Raw genomic sequence first — 18619 nt, forward strand, 5'->3', positions numbered from 1 at the left:
TTATGACAATTGCAACTCAATCATCTTGGAAAATTCTACCAGCGCCCCAGTCAGGCATTCCTCTAGATTTAGAAGCAAACTTCACTGCTGAAGATTTTTTGAAAATAAAGGAAGGCTATATTCCCGAAGAGATGGAAGATAAGTGGTTTATATATTTCGCCAATGGCTGGCTTAATTTTCATCGCAGCTGGACTGGGTTTCTTATATATAAATTGCAAATATTGCCAAAAAAAATAGGATTTTCTGTTACTGATTCATGGGTAAATCGTGACTATGAACAATACCAGAACACCGACATCAACAAAGACAGAGAACTTGTGATGGATATAATAAATCACTTACTTCTTGTCCGAGATGAAAAATCCATAACAGAAATTAGTATGAATGCAGCCGAAAAAAAACCTAGGGTAGATGGACAGATAACAGGTTTGTCAGGAGAATTTTTTGTTGCAGCAGAACTGCTAAAAAGAAACCTTCAAACATCACTAACTTTTGGAAATGCGAAAGCGATCGATATTTTTGCCTACAACTCTTCGACAGATAAAACATTTAATGTTCAAGTGAAGTCACTAAGAAAGAAAAATTGGTTCTTAATATCACCAAACAAAATAAATATTAACCATGTTTATATTTTTGTAATATTAAATTCACCAGGAACGCCACCACAATATTACATTGTGCCTGGAAAAGTATTTCACGAAACTCCTGAAATGTTTCACCCTGGACTCAATGACCCGAAAATGCCGGGAGTAAGCCCAAAGCAGCTTGAGGCCTTTGAGAATTCATGGGAAATATTTTTCAATTAAAAAGGGAGCAAGCGTAGCATGCACAACATCGCAAGGTACGCCATGCGCACCACTTCTGCGACAGCATCCTACGCTGCTCATTGATTGCAACCCTACCCCGCTTTTTGCTCCGTATCTTCCGGTAAGGTCAGCCGCCCCGTGTGGTAGTCATATTCATAGACTTCGCCGTAACGCCCCCATTCGATGGCGACTTCCAGCACGCGTTTGGCTTCGTCGGCTTTGAGGAATTCTTCCAGCAATTCCAGCAGTGGCTGCTCGGGTAGACTGGCGCTGACTTCGGCTTCGAGGTTGCGGCGGATGTGGGCGGCCAGCGGCACGTGGGTCAGCAGTTGCTGGCCGAAGAGTTCCTGTTTGTGATTCTTTTCAGCCTCGTAATATTTTTGCCCCATCGGGGTCAGGATGATGTCGCCTTTGTCGAGCACAGCAAAGCCCAGCAAGCTCAGTGCTTCGTAAGTCGGGAACAATTCTTCGTCGGATAATTCGGATTCTTCCGCCAGTTGCGGCAAATCGGCGCGGCCATTGAAAGGCACGTCGGCCAGCATATCGAGCACGCCTTCGATGCGACTGACATTGGTGTCCGGCAAGCGATAGCCAAGATGGCGGGCACTGGATGTGTCCGCAGTGGCTTCGTGCGCATGACGCATGGTCATCAGGCCATAGACTTCATCAATCAGGGCGCGCACTTCGACGGCGTCCACATCACGCGGGCGCGGCAGATCGATCTTGACTTCGCAGCGGATAGTGCCGGGATCGCTGGAGAGGACGATAATGCGGTCGGCCATCATCACGGCTTCTTCGATGTTATGCGAGACGATGAGTATGCCTTTGGTCGAGATTTTTTTATCCTGCCAGAGTTTCAGCATGTCATTGCGCAAGGTTTCGCCAGTCAGCACATCGAGCGCAGAAAAGGCTTCGTCCATCAGCAGAATGTCGGGGTTCGTCACCAGTGCGCGGGCGATACCGACGCGTTGTTTCATGCCGCCGGAAAGTTCGCGTGGCAGCGCACCGCCGAAACCGGCCAGACCGATCAGCTCTAACACCGCATCGGCACGGCGTTCGCGCTCGGCCGCAGGCACGCCCTGCGCTTCTAAGCCGAGTTCAACGTTTTGCTGCACGGTCAGCCAAGGGAATAAGGCGAACGACTGAAACACCATCGCGATACCGGCAACCGGGCCGTAAATGTCTTTGTCACGATAGGCGACTTTGCCTTTGTCGGCGGGAATCAGACCCGCCATGATGCGCAGCAATGTTGATTTGCCTGAGCCGGATTTACCGAGCAAGGCGACGATTTCACCGTCTTTGAGTTGAAAATCAACTTTATCCAGAATCAGGCGTGATTTGCCATCGGTGGCTTTGAAAGATTTGGCGACTTGATTCAGGTCGATCAGTAAAGATTGAGTCATGTGTATTCTCCTGACAGCGGCGCTGGTTTATTGCCGCTGCGTTTCATGGTCGTTATGCGTAGGTGCAGGATGAGCAGTATGTGCAGATAGTGATGCACGCTAAGCAGATCAGCGTATATGGTCTTCGGCCAGCAAATACAATTTGCGCCAGAAAAACCGGTTCAGCAGCATCACAAAAATACACATCACGCCGATACCGAGGGCGATACGATGAAAGTCCCCTGCTTCGGTCATTTGTTTGATGTAACTGCCCAGCCCATCGGCAATCAGCGTGGTTTTACCCCAGGTGACATATTCCGCAACGATACTGGCATTCCACGAGCCGCCGCTGGCGGTGATCGCACCGGTGATGTAACTCGGGAAAATCGCAGGCAGATAAACGCGCTTCCATTTCAGCCAGCCTTTGAGGCCCAGATTATCTGCCGCCAGACGCAATTCATTCGGTATCGTCGCCGCACCGGCAACAACGTTAAACAAAATGTACCACTGGGTACCGAAGACCATCAAAGGGCTAAGCCAGATATTCGGCGTCAGATGCAGCGTTACCATCGCCAGCACCACCAGCGGAAACATCAGATTGACCGGGAACGCCGCCAGAAACTGCGCCACCGCCTGCACTTTTTGCGAATACTGCGGGCGCAAACCTATCCAGACCGCAATCGGCACCCACACCAGCGATGCCAGCGCAATCAACAACATAACGCGAATCAGCGTGATTATGCCCAACCCGGCGACGTGCACCACTTCGCTCCAGCCGACGTCACTGTGTATGAACGTCACCAGCCGGTAAATCGCCAGCATGGTGACGACAATCAGCACGCCATCAAAAACACGAGACCACAGCGGGCTGATCGTTTTCTTTGCAGCGCGGGTTGAGGTGCCGTCGTAACTGACGCTGAACCACGACAGCGCATGGCTCATCAAAGACCAGAATTGCTCGGTCCAGGTACGCACCCAGCGGCTGTTGCGCATCCAGTCCAGCAGCCAGGATTGTTGCGCGGTATCACCTTGCGATTCTTCAAAACGAAACTTGTCTGCCCACGCCAGCAAAGGGCGGAAAAACAATTGGTCGTACAGCAGTATGCCGCTCAGCATGGCTGCGATGGCCCAGGCAATTGCGTGGCCGTCTTTTGCTTCGATGGCGACTGCGATATAAGAGCCGATACCGGGTAATTTAATATCCTGCCCGGCGACAGAAATCGCTTCGGCTGCCACCAGAAAAAACCAGCCGCCTGACATCGACATCATCATATTCCACAGCAAGCCTGGCATCGCAAACGGCAACTCCAGCCGCCAGAAACGCTGCCAGCTCGACAACCGGAAAATGTGCGCAGCTTCTTGTAATTCTGCCGGTACATTACGCATAGACTGATACAGGCTGAACGCCATATTCCATGCCTGCGAAGTAAAGATCGCAAAAATCGCCGCACATTCAACCCCTAGTAAATTACCGGGGAACAGCGCAATAAACGGCGCAATGGCGATCGCCTGAAAACCCAGAATCGGTACCGACTGCAGAATATCGAGCGCGGGAATCATGGCTTTTTCAGCGGTGATGTATTTGACCGCAATCGCGGCAAAAATCAGGCTGAATAACAGCGAGAAAGCGAGTGCCGTAAACATGCGCAGTATCGTGCGCAGCAGGTAATACGGCAGGTATAAAGGATCAAGTGATACCTGCAAGGCTTCACCGACCGAGAACGGCCGGCTCATCTGCATTGCTGCAAACGCAAATATGCTTAACAGGGCAAGAATCAGCGGCAATAAAGCCCAATCCCAGCGATTCGGACCGCTGCTATTCAATGCGTCTTCGCGTGAACGGAGTCGGAATAATTCAAACATGCGTACCTCCGGAGATCAGGACATACGCAAGAAAAGAGGATGCCAACCAAGACTGACAAAATAAGGTGATGCGCAACAAACTACCTCCCCTGTTGCTGACTTTCAGGCCAGCACCATAGATGGATACATTCTACTCCGCAGCGGTGGTGAGCGAAACAACGCAACCACAACGAGAGTCAGAAAAAAAACGAATTGGGTAAGTAGAAGTGCAGCGAAATACTGAATAAAACCGCTGAAAGAACCACTACCCGCCAGATGGCAAGGTAGCAGCAGAGCATCTGTGCTTACATTGCCAGTTTAAAGTCGATTGGGGATCGACAACTATCACTGTCCACAGAATTAACTCCAGAATTGAGAAGTCCGAACTTTAACACAGGGCTTCGTTAATAAACAATATGCTGCAACGCAAACAGAACAATACGAAACAAAAATCAGCGACGTACTTTTACTTTTTCTGAGCAGCGAGGGATTGTTGTAAAAGCGCCGTCAGATCGCCATGCTGGTTTTCTTTCGCAAAATCGAGGGCGGTCATACCAAGATCATTTTTAAGCGTGAGATCAGCCCCCTCACCTATCAACAGCCTGACTGCATCGAGCTTACCGAAACGGGTTGCCATCATCAGTGGCGTCGTTTTATTCGGTGATTCCGTATCGATGTAGGCGTGATGTTCGAGTAATACGGCAATGGTTTCCACGCTGCCATTCGCCGCGGCATAATGCAGCGCAGTCCAGCCCGGCTGGTTGACCTCGGCGCCACGGGCAATGATTTTTCTGACGGCATCAGTATTCCCCAGAAAGCTGGCAACCATCAGCGCTGTATCACCATTTTTTGCGCGGGCATTGATGTTCAGATCCGGCGCTTGCAACAGCACATCGACGACGCGCATGGAGTTATTTCGCAGTGCGGTCATGAGCATCGATTCGCCGCGGTATTCTTCTACTGAATTGGTATCCATGCCGCGTCTTAAAAAATCCTGCACAGCAGGCGCATCATTAAATTTCACAGCAAAAACAAAATCCGCATACGCGTCAGCTTCAGCTGCGAGCGGCATCAGACAAGCAAGAGCAAGCAGTAAAGCGGCTGGCGTTAAGCGCATGACGAACCTCAATGAGCGAACTGAAACAGCTGGAAGAAATTTTTCGTGGTGGTTTCCTGTACTTCTGTGACGGAAACGCCTTTGATATCAGCCAGAAATTCACCTACATGCCGCACAAAACCTGGCTCGTTCATTTTGCCGCGATGTGGCACAGGCGCCAGATAAGGCGAATCGGTTTCTATGAGTATGCGCTCCAGTGGCAAGGCTTTGGCGACCGCTTGTAAATCCTTGGCACTTTTAAAAGTCAGAATACCGGAGAAAGAAATATAAAATCCCATTTCTATCGCCGCCAATGCGACTTCCAGCGATTCGGTGAAGCAATGCATCACGCCGGCGACGCCACCATCTGCAGTTCCTGCACCCTCTTCGCGCAGAATACGAATCGTGTCTTCTGCGGCGGCTCTGGTATGAATAATCAAAGGCTTGCGGCTCAGTCGCGACGCGCGGATGTGCTGACGAAAGCGTTCGCGCTGCCATTCGAGGTCACCTTTCAGACGGAAATAATCCAGCCCGGTTTCTCCGATGGCGATGATGCGTGGGTGTTGCGCCAGTTCGACCAACTGCTCTGCGCTCGGCTCCGGCGTATCTTCATAATCAGGATGCACGCCAACCGATGCGTAAATATGCGGATATTGCTCCGCTAAGGCCAGCACTTGCGGGAAATCGGGCAAATCCACAGACACACAGAGCGCATGGGTGACGCCGTTATCCGCCATTTTTTGCATGATTTCCGGCATACGCTCAGCGAGTTCAGGAAAATTGATATGGCAATGAGAATCGACGTACATAATTAACAGTTTAAGGTAAATGCCTGATCAGGCGATATCGACGACAGATATGCAGCTTTCAGCTACGTGCGATCACATCTAACACTGCTTGCGCCGAGATATTGGCGGTATCGCGCAATAAGCTGTGATGCATCGCGGTGAATCTGTCTTTCAGATTCTTTTGCATGTTGTCGTCATTGAGTTGCTGCCAGATCGCATCTGCCATCGCTTCCGGCGTGGCGGCAGATTGCAGAAACTCAGGAACCACAAATTCTTTTTCCAGTATATTCGGCAAACCAACCCAGGGCTGATAGCCCATGTGTTTCAGTATCTGCCAAGATGCTTCCATCATTTTATAGGCGATCACCATCGGCTTCTTGAACAGCGCAACTTCCAAAGACGCTGTGCCTGAGGCAACCAGTACCGCATCCGCAGCTGCAATTGCCGTATGCGAGCGACCGTCAATCAACAGAACCGGTACACCTTCCAGGCGCGCAGCGACCACCAGCTTGATGTAGTAACTACGCTGTTTATTACCCGCCATCGGCACTACGATCTGCAGATTCGGATCGCGTTGTATCAGTATTTTTGCCGCACCGATAAATGCTTCGGTGTTGTATTTAATTTCGGAAACACGGCTACCCGGCAGAATGGCGACGACCTTAAATCGCGGATCCAGACCAAGCTCTTCACGTGCAGCCGCAGTGTCGATTTCCATAGGAATGACCTGTGCCAGCGGGTGCCCGACATAAGTCACAGGAATACCGGCCTCGCGGTAAATCTGTTCTTCAAACGGGAAAATCACCAGCATGTGAGATACCGCTTCGGCAATTTTCTTAATGCGGCCACCACGCCATGCCCAGATCGACGGGCCGATGTAATGAACAGTCGGAATACCTGCTTGCTTTAACTGGATTTCCAGATCCAGATTAAAGTCGGGCGCATCCACACCGATGAACACATCCGGCTTTTCCGCCAGTAACTGTTGCTTCAGATTTTTACGGATACCGCTGATTTCACGGTAGTGCATCAGCACTTCAAACAAACCGCGTACCGCCAGCTTATCCATAGGCCAGTCGTTGACAAAACCCTGCTCTGCCATGCGCGGCCCACCGATTCCATGCATCAGTGAATCAGGCAAGCGCGGGCGTAAGCCAGATAATAAGCGGGCAGCAAGCATGTCGCCGGAGGTTTCCCCCGCGACCATAGAGATGATAGGACGTGATGATACTGAGAGTGACACGAGTGTTCCTTAACGCACGATGCCGCGTGTTGACGCATCGAGGAAATCTCGCATCAGTTTTACCTGTGCTGCTGCATCAGCAGCAAGAGCTGATATCTGTTCATCCAGCGCTGCTTTCGCCTCTTCCAGCGTCAGACCGGATTTATAAATCAGCTTGTATGACTGACGGATCGCATTGAGCTGATCGCGGCTGAAACCGCGTCGCTTCAGTCCTTCGAGATTGACGCCATGCGCCTGTGCCGGATTGCCGGATATTAAAACAAACGGCGGTACATCCTGCGTCAGACTGGTATTCATACCAACGAATGCGTGCGGCCCGATTTTGCAGAACTGATGAACAGCAGAGAATCCGCTCATGATGACCCAGTCACCAACTTCAACGTGACCTGCGAGCGCAGCGTTGTTCGAGAAAATGGTGTGATTACCGACTGTGCAATCGTGCGCGATATGCACGTAGGCCAGGAACCAGTTATCACTGCCCACACTGGTAATTCCCCTGTCCTGCACTGTTCCGCAATTGAATGTGCAGAATTCACGAATCAGATTACGGTCACCGATCTCAAGATAAGTGACTTCGCCTCCATATTTCTTGTCTTGCGGTGGGCCACCGATAGAGGAAAACGAGTGAAAGTGATTATCTTTGCCTATCGTCGTATGTCCATCAATCACAACGTGTGCAGCGATTTTTGTACCCGCACCTATACTGACATGCGGACCGATAATCGCGTACGGACCAACCTCAACCGTGCTGTCAAGGTTTGCCTTGGGATCAATCAGCGCCGTTGGATGGATAGACATTATTTCTCCGTTGCATCATCAGTCGTACGCATCGTGCACATCAGTTCGCCTTCGAGTGCGAGCTGACCATCAACCGTACCTTTGGCCTTATATTTCCAGATGCCGCGTGCTACTTTGAGGATTTCAACTTCCATCTTCAACTGATCACCTGGTTCAACAGGACGTTTAAAACGGGCGCCGTCAATACCAAGAAAATACACAATGGTTTTTTCATCCGGCTTCTGACCCATCGTCAGAAATGACAGTATCGCCGCCGTTTGCGCAAGGGCTTCTATCATCAGAACGCCAGGCATGACTGGCTTATTCGGGAAGTGACCGTTGAAAAATTCCTCATTCGCCGTCACATTTTTGATCGCAGTAATGCTCTTGCCCAGTTCCCAATCCAATACGCGATCGACCAATAACATTGGATAGCGATGCGGCAGATATTCTTTGATTTCGTTAATGTTCAGTGTGTTCATGATGATTTTTCAGTCAATGTTTTAATTGTTTTTTCAAGCTGGCGAATTTTTTCGCGCATACCGGAAAGATTGCGGACAATCGCCGCTGTTTTTTCCCAGTCTGCATTCTTTGCCAATGGGTAGAAACCAGTATATTGACCTGGCTCCAGTATTGAGCGTGATACCATGCTGCCGGAAGAAATATGGACGTTATCGACAATCGTTAAATGTCCCAGCACCATGGCTGCACCTCCAAAGGTGCAATGTTTGCCAATTTTTGCACTGCCGGCAACGCCGACGCAACCAGCCATTGCAGTATGTTCGCCGATATGGCAGTTGTGGCCGATTTGAATCTGATTATCGAGTTTGACGCCATTTTCTATGATGGTGTCAGCCAGTGCGCCACGATCAATACTGGTGTTGGCACCGATTTCGACGTCATCACCAATCAATACCCGACCGGTTTGTGGAATTTTGATCCAGGCACCACGCTCATTCGCAAAACCAAAACCATCTGCACCGATCACCGCACCGGAATGGATAATTGCGCGCTGACCTATCACGCAATAATCATAAATACTGACATTGGCATGAATTAAGGAACCATCACCGATCGTGACGCCACGACCTACACTGGTACCGGCTTCAATCACAACAGCGTCACCAATAATTGCCTCAGCTTCTATGCTGACATGCGGACCGATACTGGCGGTAGCTGAAATAACTGCATGTGGACTGACCCAGGCAGTAGGGTGAACCCCGACCGTAGGATGAACGGCAGTTAAAGAGGCAAAATACTGCGCAGTACGGGCAAAATAAACATACGGGTTCGCGGTGATAATACACGCACCCTTGTATTCTGCCGCAATCTGCGCATGATCTGCTTCAGTCACGATCAATGCTGCTGCCTGCGTAGCTGCAGCTTGCTGTCTTAATTTGGAATTAGAGAGAAACGTGATGTGGGTATGATTGGCATCACTCAGAGGGGCGATGCCAACCACAACGATATCAGGAGAACCAATTAATTGACCACCGAAGCGATCGACCAATTCCCCCAGCCGAGTGCTCGTAGTGGTCATAACTTATTTAGCGAGCGCTTTGAGAACCTTATCGGTTATGTCAACGCGGGGATTATAAAAAACAGCGTCTTGCAAAACGATGTCGTATTTTTCGGTTTCAGCAATTTGCTTAACGACTTTGTAGGCACGATCAACTAAAGAGGCAATTTCTTCATTCTTACGCTGATTCAGATCTTCGTTGAAAATACGTTGCTTACGTTTGAAGTCCTGATCCAGGTCGGTCAGCTCACGTTGACGTTTGATTCTTTCGGACTCTGATAACACTGCAGAGTCTTTATCCAGTCTGTCCGCCATTGCTTTAATTTTCGTCGCCAGATCCTGCAGATCCTTGCCGCGCTTGGAAAACTCTTGCTCTATCTTAGCTTCTGCGGCTTTAGCCGGTGCAGATTCACGTATCACTCGCTGCGAATCAAAAATAGCGACTCTGGAATCCTGTGCATGAGCTTGAGCAACGCCGACGACACAAGCCGCACAAATCATCAAGCGTTGGAACAATTTGGACGGGGTAATATGTTGACTCAAAATAATCTCCGTAACACGAACTTATGGCAAATCTAAATTAGAAACCTGTACCCATCTGGAACTGGAAGGCTTGTTTCTTATCATCCGGTTTCGCATTCAAAGCACGACCGAAACTCAGTTTCAAAGGCCCTACCGGAGAGATCCAGCTTATACCTATACCAGCGCCGAAGCGCAAATCACTCGTACGCATTTTTTGACCTTCGTCAAATACCTGACCGCCATCGAGGAATGTAAACCAGCGCAGGGATTTATCTGCACCAGGGAACGGAATCTGTAATTCTACATTACCCAGCACACGGCTGGCACCACCAGTCGAATTGCCATTGTAATCTTTAGTTCCTAAAGATGAAGGCTCATAGCCACGCACAGAACCAATACCACCGGCATAGAAGTTTTTAAAGACAGGGTATGGGTTACCGCCCAGACCGTGACCATAGTCAAATTCGCCATTCAATGCGAGCGTCACCGAGCGATAAATTGGTTTGAAATACTGGGCGTTATAAATAGCGCGGTAATATTTAAAATTACCGACAGCCGCAATCTCAAGGTTCGCACGCTGATAACGACCGATAGTCGGTGTCAGTACACTGTCACGGCTATCGCGTTGCCACGCAATCGTCAGCGGAAATGAGTTCGTCGTCGCAGTGCCTACACCGTAGTCCGGCGCTGTCTGGTCTTTAGTACCGTTACTGTAGCTGGCAACATATTTTTTGTACGGGAGCGGACTCGTCGCATCTGTTTCAACGTTCGTCCGCTCAAAGCCCATACCGAAAAAGACGGTATCAACTTCAGAGAACGGCACACCGAAGCGCAAATTGCCGCCCGTCGTCTGAATTTTGTAGTAATAAGTACTGCCAATCAGCGGATTTGTTGTTCTCAAATAGGCGTCCACGCTGCGGCTGATACCATCATCGGTAAAGTATGGATCCAGATGGGAGACAGCGACGGTACGATATTGGCGGCTGGTGTTGATTTCCAGACCTATCGTGTCACCACTACCAAAAACGTTAGCCTGCTGAATGGCACCTGATAAGGTCAGTTTTTCTGCACTGGAGTAGCCTGCACCGAATGTCAGATTACCGGTTGGTTTTTCAGTCACAGATAAATTGACGTCCACCTGATCGGCACTGGTCGCCACCTCAGGCGTTTCCAGTTTCACGTCGCCGAAATAACCGAGGCGTTCAACGCGGTCACGCGACGCTTTAATTTTTTCGCCATCGTACCAGGAGCTTTCAAACTGGCGGAATTCGCGACGGATAACTTCGTCACGTGTCCGGGTATTACCAGCGAGGTTAATACGGCGGACATAGACACGTTTACCACCATCAACAAAAACGGTGAAGGCAACTTCTTTCTTTTCCTTATCCAGAATTGGATTCGCAGTCACGTTTGCAAACGCATAACCAAAGTTACCCATACGCTCAGAAATACGTTTGGTACTTTCCGTCAGGCGAGCAGCGCTGTAAATATCCCCTTTTTTCAGCAACATCAGCGAAGCAAGTTCCTCCTCACGGCCGAACATATCGCCTTCGAGCTTGATGTTGGAAATCGTGTATTTATCACCTTCAGTAAGATTGATCGTGATGTAGATATCTTTTTTATCCGGAGTAATCGAGATCTGCGTAGAGAGTATCTGCATCTCCAGATAACCGCGGTTCTGATAGAAGGAACGCAGGGTTTCTATATCGCCGGATAATTTCTGTTTGGAATATTGGTCTGCTTTGGTGTACCAGGAGAACCATGTCGGCGTATTCAAAGCCATCAGATCTCTTAATTCGCTGTCTGAAAAAGCTTTATTGCCAATGATTTTAATTTGCGCAATCCTGGCAACTTCACCCTCTTCCACTGCAAACGTGATTTTGACGCGATTACGCTCTATCGGCGTAATCGTGGTCGTGATCTGCATACCGTATAAGCCTTTTGACAAATACTGACGCTTCAGTTCCTGTTCAGCACGGTCAACCGTTGCTTTATCGAAAATCCGTGTTTCTCCGATACCGATATCTTTCAGTGCTTTTACCAGCGCATCTTTTTCGAATTCTTTTGTGCCGGTAAATTCAACGCCAGCAATAGTCGGACGTTCATCAAGCAACACCACCAATACGCCGTCTTGCTCTTCAATCTGAATATCTTTAAAAAAACCTGTCGCATACAAAGATTTGATTGCAGTCGTACTTTTTGCGTCATCAAACACTTCACCGACTTTGACTGGCAGATAGCTGAATACCGTACCTGCTTCTGTTCTTTGCAAACCTTCAACGCGAATATCTTTTACTGTGAACGGTTGTATCGCAAATGCGCTGCCGGAACATACAGCGAGCGCGGCCAGAGCCATAGAATGAAGACGAAATTTTGGCAAAGTGAAATGCTCGATATGTAATTTCATTGGGTATAAAGTTCTTTCAATACTCTCAATATGGCGATCAGAATTGAGTTTTTTATCATCAAGCTGACTATTATGACATTAGTCGGGCTATATCATTAAAAAATGCGACTGCCATGATTGCCATCAGCAAAGCGACTCCGGCACGTTGCGCAATTTCAGTAATGCGTTCAGACACTGGCTTACCCGTCAAAACTTCCAGCGAATAATACAACAAATGGCCGCCATCCAACACAGGAATAGGCAGCAAATTCATGACGCCGAGGCTGATACTGATCAACGCCATAAAGCTGAGAAAACTGACTAGCCCGACCCTGGAAGTCTGGCCGGCATAATCGGCAATCGTCAGCGGCCCCGTAATATTTTTCAGTGAAACCTCACCGACCACCATTTTCCACAACATTTTGATACTGACGATACTGGTATCCCAGGTTTTTTGCACGCTCTTTCCTAAGGATGCAATCAGTCCGGTCTGCACAACCATCATCTCCGGCGCGAGCATCATCTGGATTTTTAAACGCCCGATTTTTGTTCCGTTAACTTCCTCTGCAACTGGCGTCGTGATCACTTCAAACTCATGGCCGTTACGCTGAACACGCAACGTCAGGCTCTGTCCTGCGGAGGCATTCACTTTCTCTGTGAACGCCAGACCATCAAGCACAGGTTCATGGTTGACACTCAGGACCTGATCACCTTTTTTAAGCCCGGCGAGACTTGCAGGACCACCCGGCAGAATATCTCCCAATATTGCCGGCGGACGAGCCAGGGAAAATCCGAGTTGTGACATAAAGTCACCCTCCAGATCCTTACTTTCGAGCGACTTCAGCGGCAACTCAATGACACGCTGTATTGGCTGATCCAATCGATCACTGGCGACCCGCACAACAGAAATTTCCGCGTTATTTTTTTCCAGTGCGCGTTGCATCAGTTCCCAGTGCACTTCACTCCAGCTTTGTATCGCTTTGCCATTAATAGCGGAGATCAGGTCGCCGTGACGTAAGCCAGCTTGATAAGCTACTGATGTGGAGGAAGGAACGCGGATTTTGGCGACCGGCTCAGGTATTCCATAGACATATAAGGCTGCATAAAGAGCGATGGCCAGCAAAAAATTCGCTACCGGGCCCGCAGCAACAATCACGATACGTTTCCAAACCGACTGACGGCAAAATTCCCTGGGCAAGTCTTCCGCAGGAATGTCCGATACGTCCTGCTCGCGGGAGTCCAGCATCTTCACATAACCGCCCAAAGGAAGCAGTGATATCGCCCACTCGGTCTGATCTTTGCCCAGCTTGCGTGAGAAAATCACGCGCCCCATGCCCACAGAAAAACGCAATACTTTTACACCGCACAAACGCGCGGCGATGTAGTGCCCGAGCTCATGTATCGTCACAAGAGTGCCAAGTGTGACGACGAATGCGAGAATAGTCTGAATCAATTTCATTGAGTTACAAGCACATTAGCAACAGCGCGGGCTTGTGCATCAACAGCAAGAATGCCCTCAAGGTCATGGACAGGAGTGACAGCAATTTTATCCATACACTCCGCAATAAGCTGATCTATCATACGAAAACCGATTTTTCTGTCTAAAAATGCCTGGACGGCAATTTCATTGCTTGCATTCAGTATTGTTGGTGCCGAGCCGCCCGTTTTGAGCGCCTGATACGCGAGTGATAAGCAAGGAAAACGGTCGAAATCCGGAGCTTCAAAATTGAGCATCGCGACTTTCACCAGATCTAATGGCGCAACGCCAGACGCGATGCGCTCGGGAAATGCCAGTCCATAGGCAATCGGCGTACGCATATCAGGATTTCCCATTTGCGCCAGCACCGAACCATCATTATAGGAAACCATAGAGTGAATAACACTCTGCGGATGAATCACGACTTCTATCGTTTCTGCCGGCGCAGAAAACAGCCAGTGGGCTTCGATGACTTCCAGTCCTTTATTCATCATGGTGGCTGAATCGATGGAGATTTTTCGCCCCATCACCCAGTTCGGATGCGCAATCGCCTGTTCCGGTGTGACATCTGCCAGCGTGGCAATATCACGATGCAGAAATGGACCGCCGGATGCCGTCAGCAGAATTTTACTGACGCCATGCTGTTCTGCCTGACCATCATAATGGCGCGGTAAACACTGAAATATCGCATTATGTTCACTATCAATCGGCAACAAAGCTGCTCCGCTTTTTTTGATCGCGTCCATAAACAGATTACCGGACATGACTAGTGCTTCTTTATTTGCCAGCAAAACTTTCTTGCCTGCACGTGCAGCCGCCAACGACGCCGGTAAGCCGGCAGCACCGACGATGGCAGCCATCACACTATCGCACTCGGGAGCGGAAGCGACTTCACACAAAGCTTCAGGACCGTATTGGATTTGTATGTGACCTAAATTTTTTTCGATCAGCAATTGTCGCAATACATCTGCGGCTTGAGCCGAACCGACAACAACCACTTGCGGTTGAAATTGAACACATTGGGCCGCGAGTTTCTCCACCTGTGTATGCGCCGTCAGGGCATATACCTGATAACGATCCGGATGCCGCGCAACCACATCCAGAGTAGAGACACCGATAGATCCGGTCGATCCTAAAATACAAATACGCTGTAAGTTCATACTATTAACGCCATAAATCCAGAAGTACCGCCAGAGGCAACACGGGGATCAGCGCATCAATTCTGTCAAGCACACCGCCATGGCCAGGTAAAAGATTGCTGCTGTCCTTCATGCCTACACGCCGCTTCAGCATCGATTCAAACAAATCCCCGACGATACTTGCAGCACACAGTAAACACATTACGCCGGCAAAAACCAACCAGCCTTTACGCAGAAAAATCTGCACCGCGAATGTCTCGTGCAGTGCAGGAACATAGACCGATCCAGCTGCCAGTAGCAGCACCGCTACACCGCCGCCGATAGCCCCTTCCCACGATTTCCCGGGCGAGACGGACGGTGCCAGCTTATGCTTACCAAATGCTTTCCCTGAAAAATAAGCACCAATGTCCGCAACCCAGACTATCGCCATCACCGAGAGCAGATACAAAGGCGACATTTTAAATAGCACGGCAATCGCGATGAAACATCCGAAAATGACGATGCCATATAAGGTACTCAGTATACCGTTGGAGAAGCCAAACTCCGGCGGCAGCCCCTTTGCCAGCAGCGGCACCAGACGCAACAACCAGAAGGCGACGCACAAAGCAAACAGTAACGGCGTAGAAAAACTTTCAAGATGAAACAACAGATACGCAAAGAAGGCCGACCATCCTGCAGCCATGACTAAAGGGAGCGGTTTTTTAAATAAACGCTGACATTCCCAGATCGCAGCAGCAAAAAAAGCAACGACGATTGCTGAAAAAGCGAGGAAATTTCCTGAATATAAAACCGGCAACAGAATGGCCAGCAAAATCAACGCGGTAATGACGCGGGTTTTTAACATCAATGACTCTCTGTCTGATTAGGTTGTACTGCACTGACTGACAAAAGACTGTGCAATAAATCACGTATTAGATCTGCGGAAGGAGTATAAACGGTTTCGCCGCACCTACCCGCAATGGCGCTTGCTATATCTCACTCAGAAAACTGAGTATGCCAACAATCGCATCCTCAGATACGCATAAAAAAAAACTACCGCTGACTCCTATCTTCATAAAGACAGGAGTCAGAAGTAGTTCTGCTTACCTTTTGTTCAAAATCTGAGCCAAAAAAAATAGAAAATAAGAGAATAAATTGACCGATTAAACCGTCAGTACTTCTTTTTCTTTTTCAGCCAGCAACTTATCCACTTCAGCGACAAATTTATCCGTCAGCTTTTGAATATCGTCTTGTGCGCGACGCTCATCATCTTCTGAGCACTCTTTTTCCTTGAGCATTTTTTTCAATGATTCATTGGCATCACGGCGGATATTACGAATCGCAATTTTCGCACCTTCACCTTCGGCTTTCACCAGTTTAACCATCTCTTTACGACGTTCTTCTGTCAAAGGCGGTGTTGGTACGCGAATCATGTCACCCTGACTTGAAGGATTCAGGCCGAGATCAGAATCACGAATCGCTTTCTCTATCGTGCTCAGCATTTTCTTTTCCCAGGGCTGCACACCGATTGTGCGCGCATCAATCAGTGTCACGTTCGCAACCTGCGTGATATTCGTCGGAGCACCATAGTAATCAACCATCACATGGTCCAGAATGCCTGTATGTGCACGGCCGGTACGGACTTTCGCCAAATCCGCCTTCAAAGTCTCGATCGACTTCTGCATTCTTTGCTCACTATTTTTTTTAACTTCTGCTACGCTCATACTGCCCTCCTGTGCATCAATTCTCAGTCTTTAAAAATAAAAGACTCTTATCAAAGTAAAACCAGTCAATCAAAAACGCTGCATTATACGTGGACAAGTGTGCCTTCGTCTTCACCCATAATGACATTCTTCAAAGCGCCCGGTTTAACGATGGAGAATACTTTGATCGGTAATTTTTGATCGCGGCAAAGTGCAAATGCCGTTGCATCCATCACTTGCAAATGGCGTGAGATTGCCTCATCAAATGAGATTGTGGAAAAACGTGTTGCAGTCGGATCTTTTTTCGGGTCTGCGGTATAGACACCATCAACCTTCGTCGCCTTTAAGACGATTTCTGCGCCGATTTCGGATCCGCGTAAGGCGGCAGCAGTATCGGTGGTAAAGAATGGATTACCAGTACCTGCTGCGAACACAATTACCTTACCTTCTTCCAGATATTGCAATGCTTTAGGGCGGACATAAGGCTCAACCACCTGATCAATCGCAATTGCTGACATGACGCGGGAGGTTACGCCTGCCTGGCGCATTGCATCTGCTAACGCCAAGGCATTCATCACGGTTGCGAGCATCCCCATGTAATCGGCGGTGGCACGATCCATGCCCTGCGCGCCTGGTGCCACACCACGGAATATATTGCCGCCACCAATGACAATAGCAAGCTCGACGCCTAAGCGGGATATTTCAGCGACATCCGCCACCATACGTTCAATTGTGACACGGTTAATGCCAAATGAATCATCGCCCATAAGGGCTTCGCCAGAGAGCTTCAAGAGCACGCGCTTGTAGGCAGGTTTAGTCATGATAGGACTCCTTCTGGAAAGTTGAGAAATTGAATTTGCATAAGCGATTATTTGGTTTGCTCACGGTTGATGTGACATCCAAGCCAAATAATGCTCGAGTTATTTTTCTGAGCTTAAAAAAACGGGCCTTTCGGCCCGTTTTTTTATTACGCCTGATTACGCTTGTTTTGCCGCAGCCACCTGAGCTGCCACTTCTGCCGCGAAATCATCGACTTTTTTCTCGATGCCTTCACCAACAACAAACATCGTGAACGCTTTTACATTCGCGCCAACTGATTTGAGCATTTGCTCCACAGTTTGTTTGTCGTTTTTAACGAAAGGCTGATTAAACAGAGAAACTTCTTTCAGGAACTTCTGTACAGAACCTTCTACCATTTTCTCAACGATATCCGCTGGCTTGCCGGATTCCGCTGCTTTCTGAGATGCAACTGAACGTTCTTTTTCGATCAATTCCGCAGGTACTTGTTCTGTCGACAAAGCAACTGGTTTCATCGCAGCGATATGCATTGCGACGTCTTTACCAACTTGCTCGTCTGCGCCTTCGAATTCAACAACAACACCGATACGTGTGCCGTGCAGGTAAGAAGTCAGTTTAGCTGGAGTGTCAAAACGTGCAAAACGACGGATGGACATGTTTTCACCGATTTTACCAACCAGTGCTGCCCGGACTTCTTCTACTGTCTTACCATCGAGTGGTAACGCGCCTAAAGCAGCCACGTCAGCTGGGTTGTGCTCAGCGATCAACTTAGCGCAAGCGTTCGCCAGTGCGATAAAGTCGTCATTTTTTGTCACGAAGTCTGTTTCGCAGTTGACTTCGATCAAGGCGCCGACATTACCGGAAATATAGGATGCTACCACGCCTTCTGCAGTCACACGGGAAGACGCTTTGGATGCTTTACTACCCAGTTTTACACGCAGAATCTCTTCTGCACGATCCATATCGCCATCAGCCTCTGTCAAAGCTTTTTTGCATTCCATCATTGGTGCATCTGTCTTTGCACGCAAAGCACCAACCATCGCTGCTGTAATCGCTGCCATGTATTTCTCCTAAATCATTAGTGCTAATCAGCACTGATCATCAAATTTTGTTTAAAAAAAGGGGCGAACGACTGTTGCCCCATTTTTCGCGTTCCAGGCAT

17 protein-coding genes are annotated in these 18619 nt (G+C 48.9%); 1 reads left to right on the top strand and 16 read right to left on the bottom strand.

The features are described from left to right. The first annotated feature begins 2 nt into the window (after positions 1–2). Positions 3–806 (top strand): hypothetical protein, encoded by an 804-nt coding sequence (locus ACOTSW_RS15530; RefSeq protein WP_186885335.1) that lies wholly within the window; start codon positions 3–5, stop codon positions 804–806. Positions 807–898: 92 nt separating this feature from the next. On the opposite strand, the gene ACOTSW_RS15535 is transcribed toward ACOTSW_RS15530, so the two are convergent. The 16 genes from ACOTSW_RS15535 to tsf form a co-directional block, all read right to left on the bottom strand. Then, entirely contained in the window at positions 899–2209 is a 1311-nt protein-coding gene (locus tag ACOTSW_RS15535) for a nitrate/sulfonate/bicarbonate ABC transporter ATP-binding protein (protein ID WP_423679989.1), read from the bottom strand. 108 nt (positions 2210–2317) lie between these two features. Beyond that, a complete protein-coding gene (locus ACOTSW_RS15540) occupies positions 2318–4051 on the bottom strand; it encodes an ABC transporter permease (protein ID WP_423679991.1) in 1734 nt (577 codons plus the stop codon). A 445-nt stretch (positions 4052–4496) separates the two neighbouring features. Beyond that, a complete protein-coding gene (locus ACOTSW_RS15545) occupies positions 4497–5147 on the bottom strand; it encodes an ankyrin repeat domain-containing protein (RefSeq protein WP_423679992.1) in 651 nt (216 codons plus the stop codon). 8 nt (positions 5148–5155) lie between these two features. Beyond that, positions 5156–5935: a TatD family hydrolase gene (locus tag ACOTSW_RS15550; RefSeq protein ID WP_423679993.1), complete on the bottom strand. Its 780-nt coding sequence runs from the start codon at positions 5933–5935 to the stop codon at positions 5156–5158. Between the two features lie 58 nt (positions 5936–5993). After that, positions 5994–7121, bottom strand: a complete 1128-nt coding sequence (lpxB, locus tag ACOTSW_RS15555) for a lipid-A-disaccharide synthase (protein ID WP_423682338.1) — start codon at positions 7119–7121, stop codon at positions 5994–5996. A 45-nt stretch (positions 7122–7166) separates the two neighbouring features. Further along, the gene (gene lpxA / locus ACOTSW_RS15560; RefSeq protein ID WP_423682340.1) at positions 7167–7958 is read right to left on the bottom strand and encodes an acyl-ACP--UDP-N-acetylglucosamine O-acyltransferase; all 792 of its coding nucleotides are present in this window, start codon (positions 7956–7958) and stop codon (positions 7167–7169) included. Continuing rightward, positions 7955–8416 (bottom strand): 3-hydroxyacyl-ACP dehydratase FabZ, encoded by a 462-nt coding sequence (gene fabZ, locus ACOTSW_RS15565; protein WP_186885340.1) that lies wholly within the window; start codon positions 8414–8416, stop codon positions 7955–7957. Before fabZ ends, lpxA begins: the two co-directional genes overlap by 4 nt. Continuing rightward, positions 8413–9474, bottom strand: a complete 1062-nt coding sequence (lpxD, locus tag ACOTSW_RS15570; protein ID WP_423679994.1) for a UDP-3-O-(3-hydroxymyristoyl)glucosamine N-acyltransferase — start codon at positions 9472–9474, stop codon at positions 8413–8415. Before lpxD ends, fabZ begins: the two co-directional genes overlap by 4 nt. 3 nt (positions 9475–9477) lie before the next feature. Next, a complete protein-coding gene (locus ACOTSW_RS15575) occupies positions 9478–9954 on the bottom strand; it encodes an OmpH family outer membrane protein (RefSeq protein ID WP_423682342.1) in 477 nt (158 codons plus the stop codon). Between the two features lie 79 nt (positions 9955–10033). Beyond that, positions 10034–12382 (bottom strand): outer membrane protein assembly factor BamA, encoded by a 2349-nt coding sequence (gene bamA, locus ACOTSW_RS15580; RefSeq protein WP_423679995.1) that lies wholly within the window; start codon positions 12380–12382, stop codon positions 10034–10036. A 70-nt stretch (positions 12383–12452) separates the two neighbouring features. Then, positions 12453–13820 carry an RIP metalloprotease RseP gene (gene rseP, locus ACOTSW_RS15585; RefSeq protein WP_423679996.1) on the bottom strand — a complete coding sequence of 456 codons (1368 nt, stop codon included), beginning with the start codon at positions 13818–13820 and terminating at the stop codon, positions 12453–12455. Next, positions 13817–14998 (bottom strand): 1-deoxy-D-xylulose-5-phosphate reductoisomerase, encoded by a 1182-nt coding sequence (gene ispC / locus ACOTSW_RS15590; protein WP_423679997.1) that lies wholly within the window; start codon positions 14996–14998, stop codon positions 13817–13819. The genes rseP and ispC overlap by 4 nt, the downstream gene beginning before the upstream one ends. A gap of 4 nt (positions 14999–15002) precedes the next feature. Next, a complete protein-coding gene (locus ACOTSW_RS15595; RefSeq protein WP_423679998.1) occupies positions 15003–15821 on the bottom strand; it encodes a phosphatidate cytidylyltransferase in 819 nt (272 codons plus the stop codon). A 298-nt stretch (positions 15822–16119) separates the two neighbouring features. Continuing rightward, the gene (frr, locus tag ACOTSW_RS15600; protein WP_423679999.1) at positions 16120–16680 is read right to left on the bottom strand and encodes a ribosome recycling factor; all 561 of its coding nucleotides are present in this window, start codon (positions 16678–16680) and stop codon (positions 16120–16122) included. Positions 16681–16763: 83 nt separating this feature from the next. Beyond that, positions 16764–17480 (bottom strand): UMP kinase, encoded by a 717-nt coding sequence (pyrH, locus tag ACOTSW_RS15605; protein ID WP_423680000.1) that lies wholly within the window; start codon positions 17478–17480, stop codon positions 16764–16766. Between the two features lie 156 nt (positions 17481–17636). Further along, entirely contained in the window at positions 17637–18518 is an 882-nt protein-coding gene (gene tsf / locus ACOTSW_RS15610; RefSeq protein WP_423680001.1) for a translation elongation factor Ts, read from the bottom strand. Positions 18519–18619 lie beyond the last annotated feature (101 nt).

Origin of the sequence: Undibacterium sp. WLHG33 (assembly GCF_049544815.1) — a bacterium.
In the GTDB taxonomy this organism is placed as follows: domain Bacteria; phylum Pseudomonadota; class Gammaproteobacteria; order Burkholderiales; family Burkholderiaceae_D; genus Undibacterium.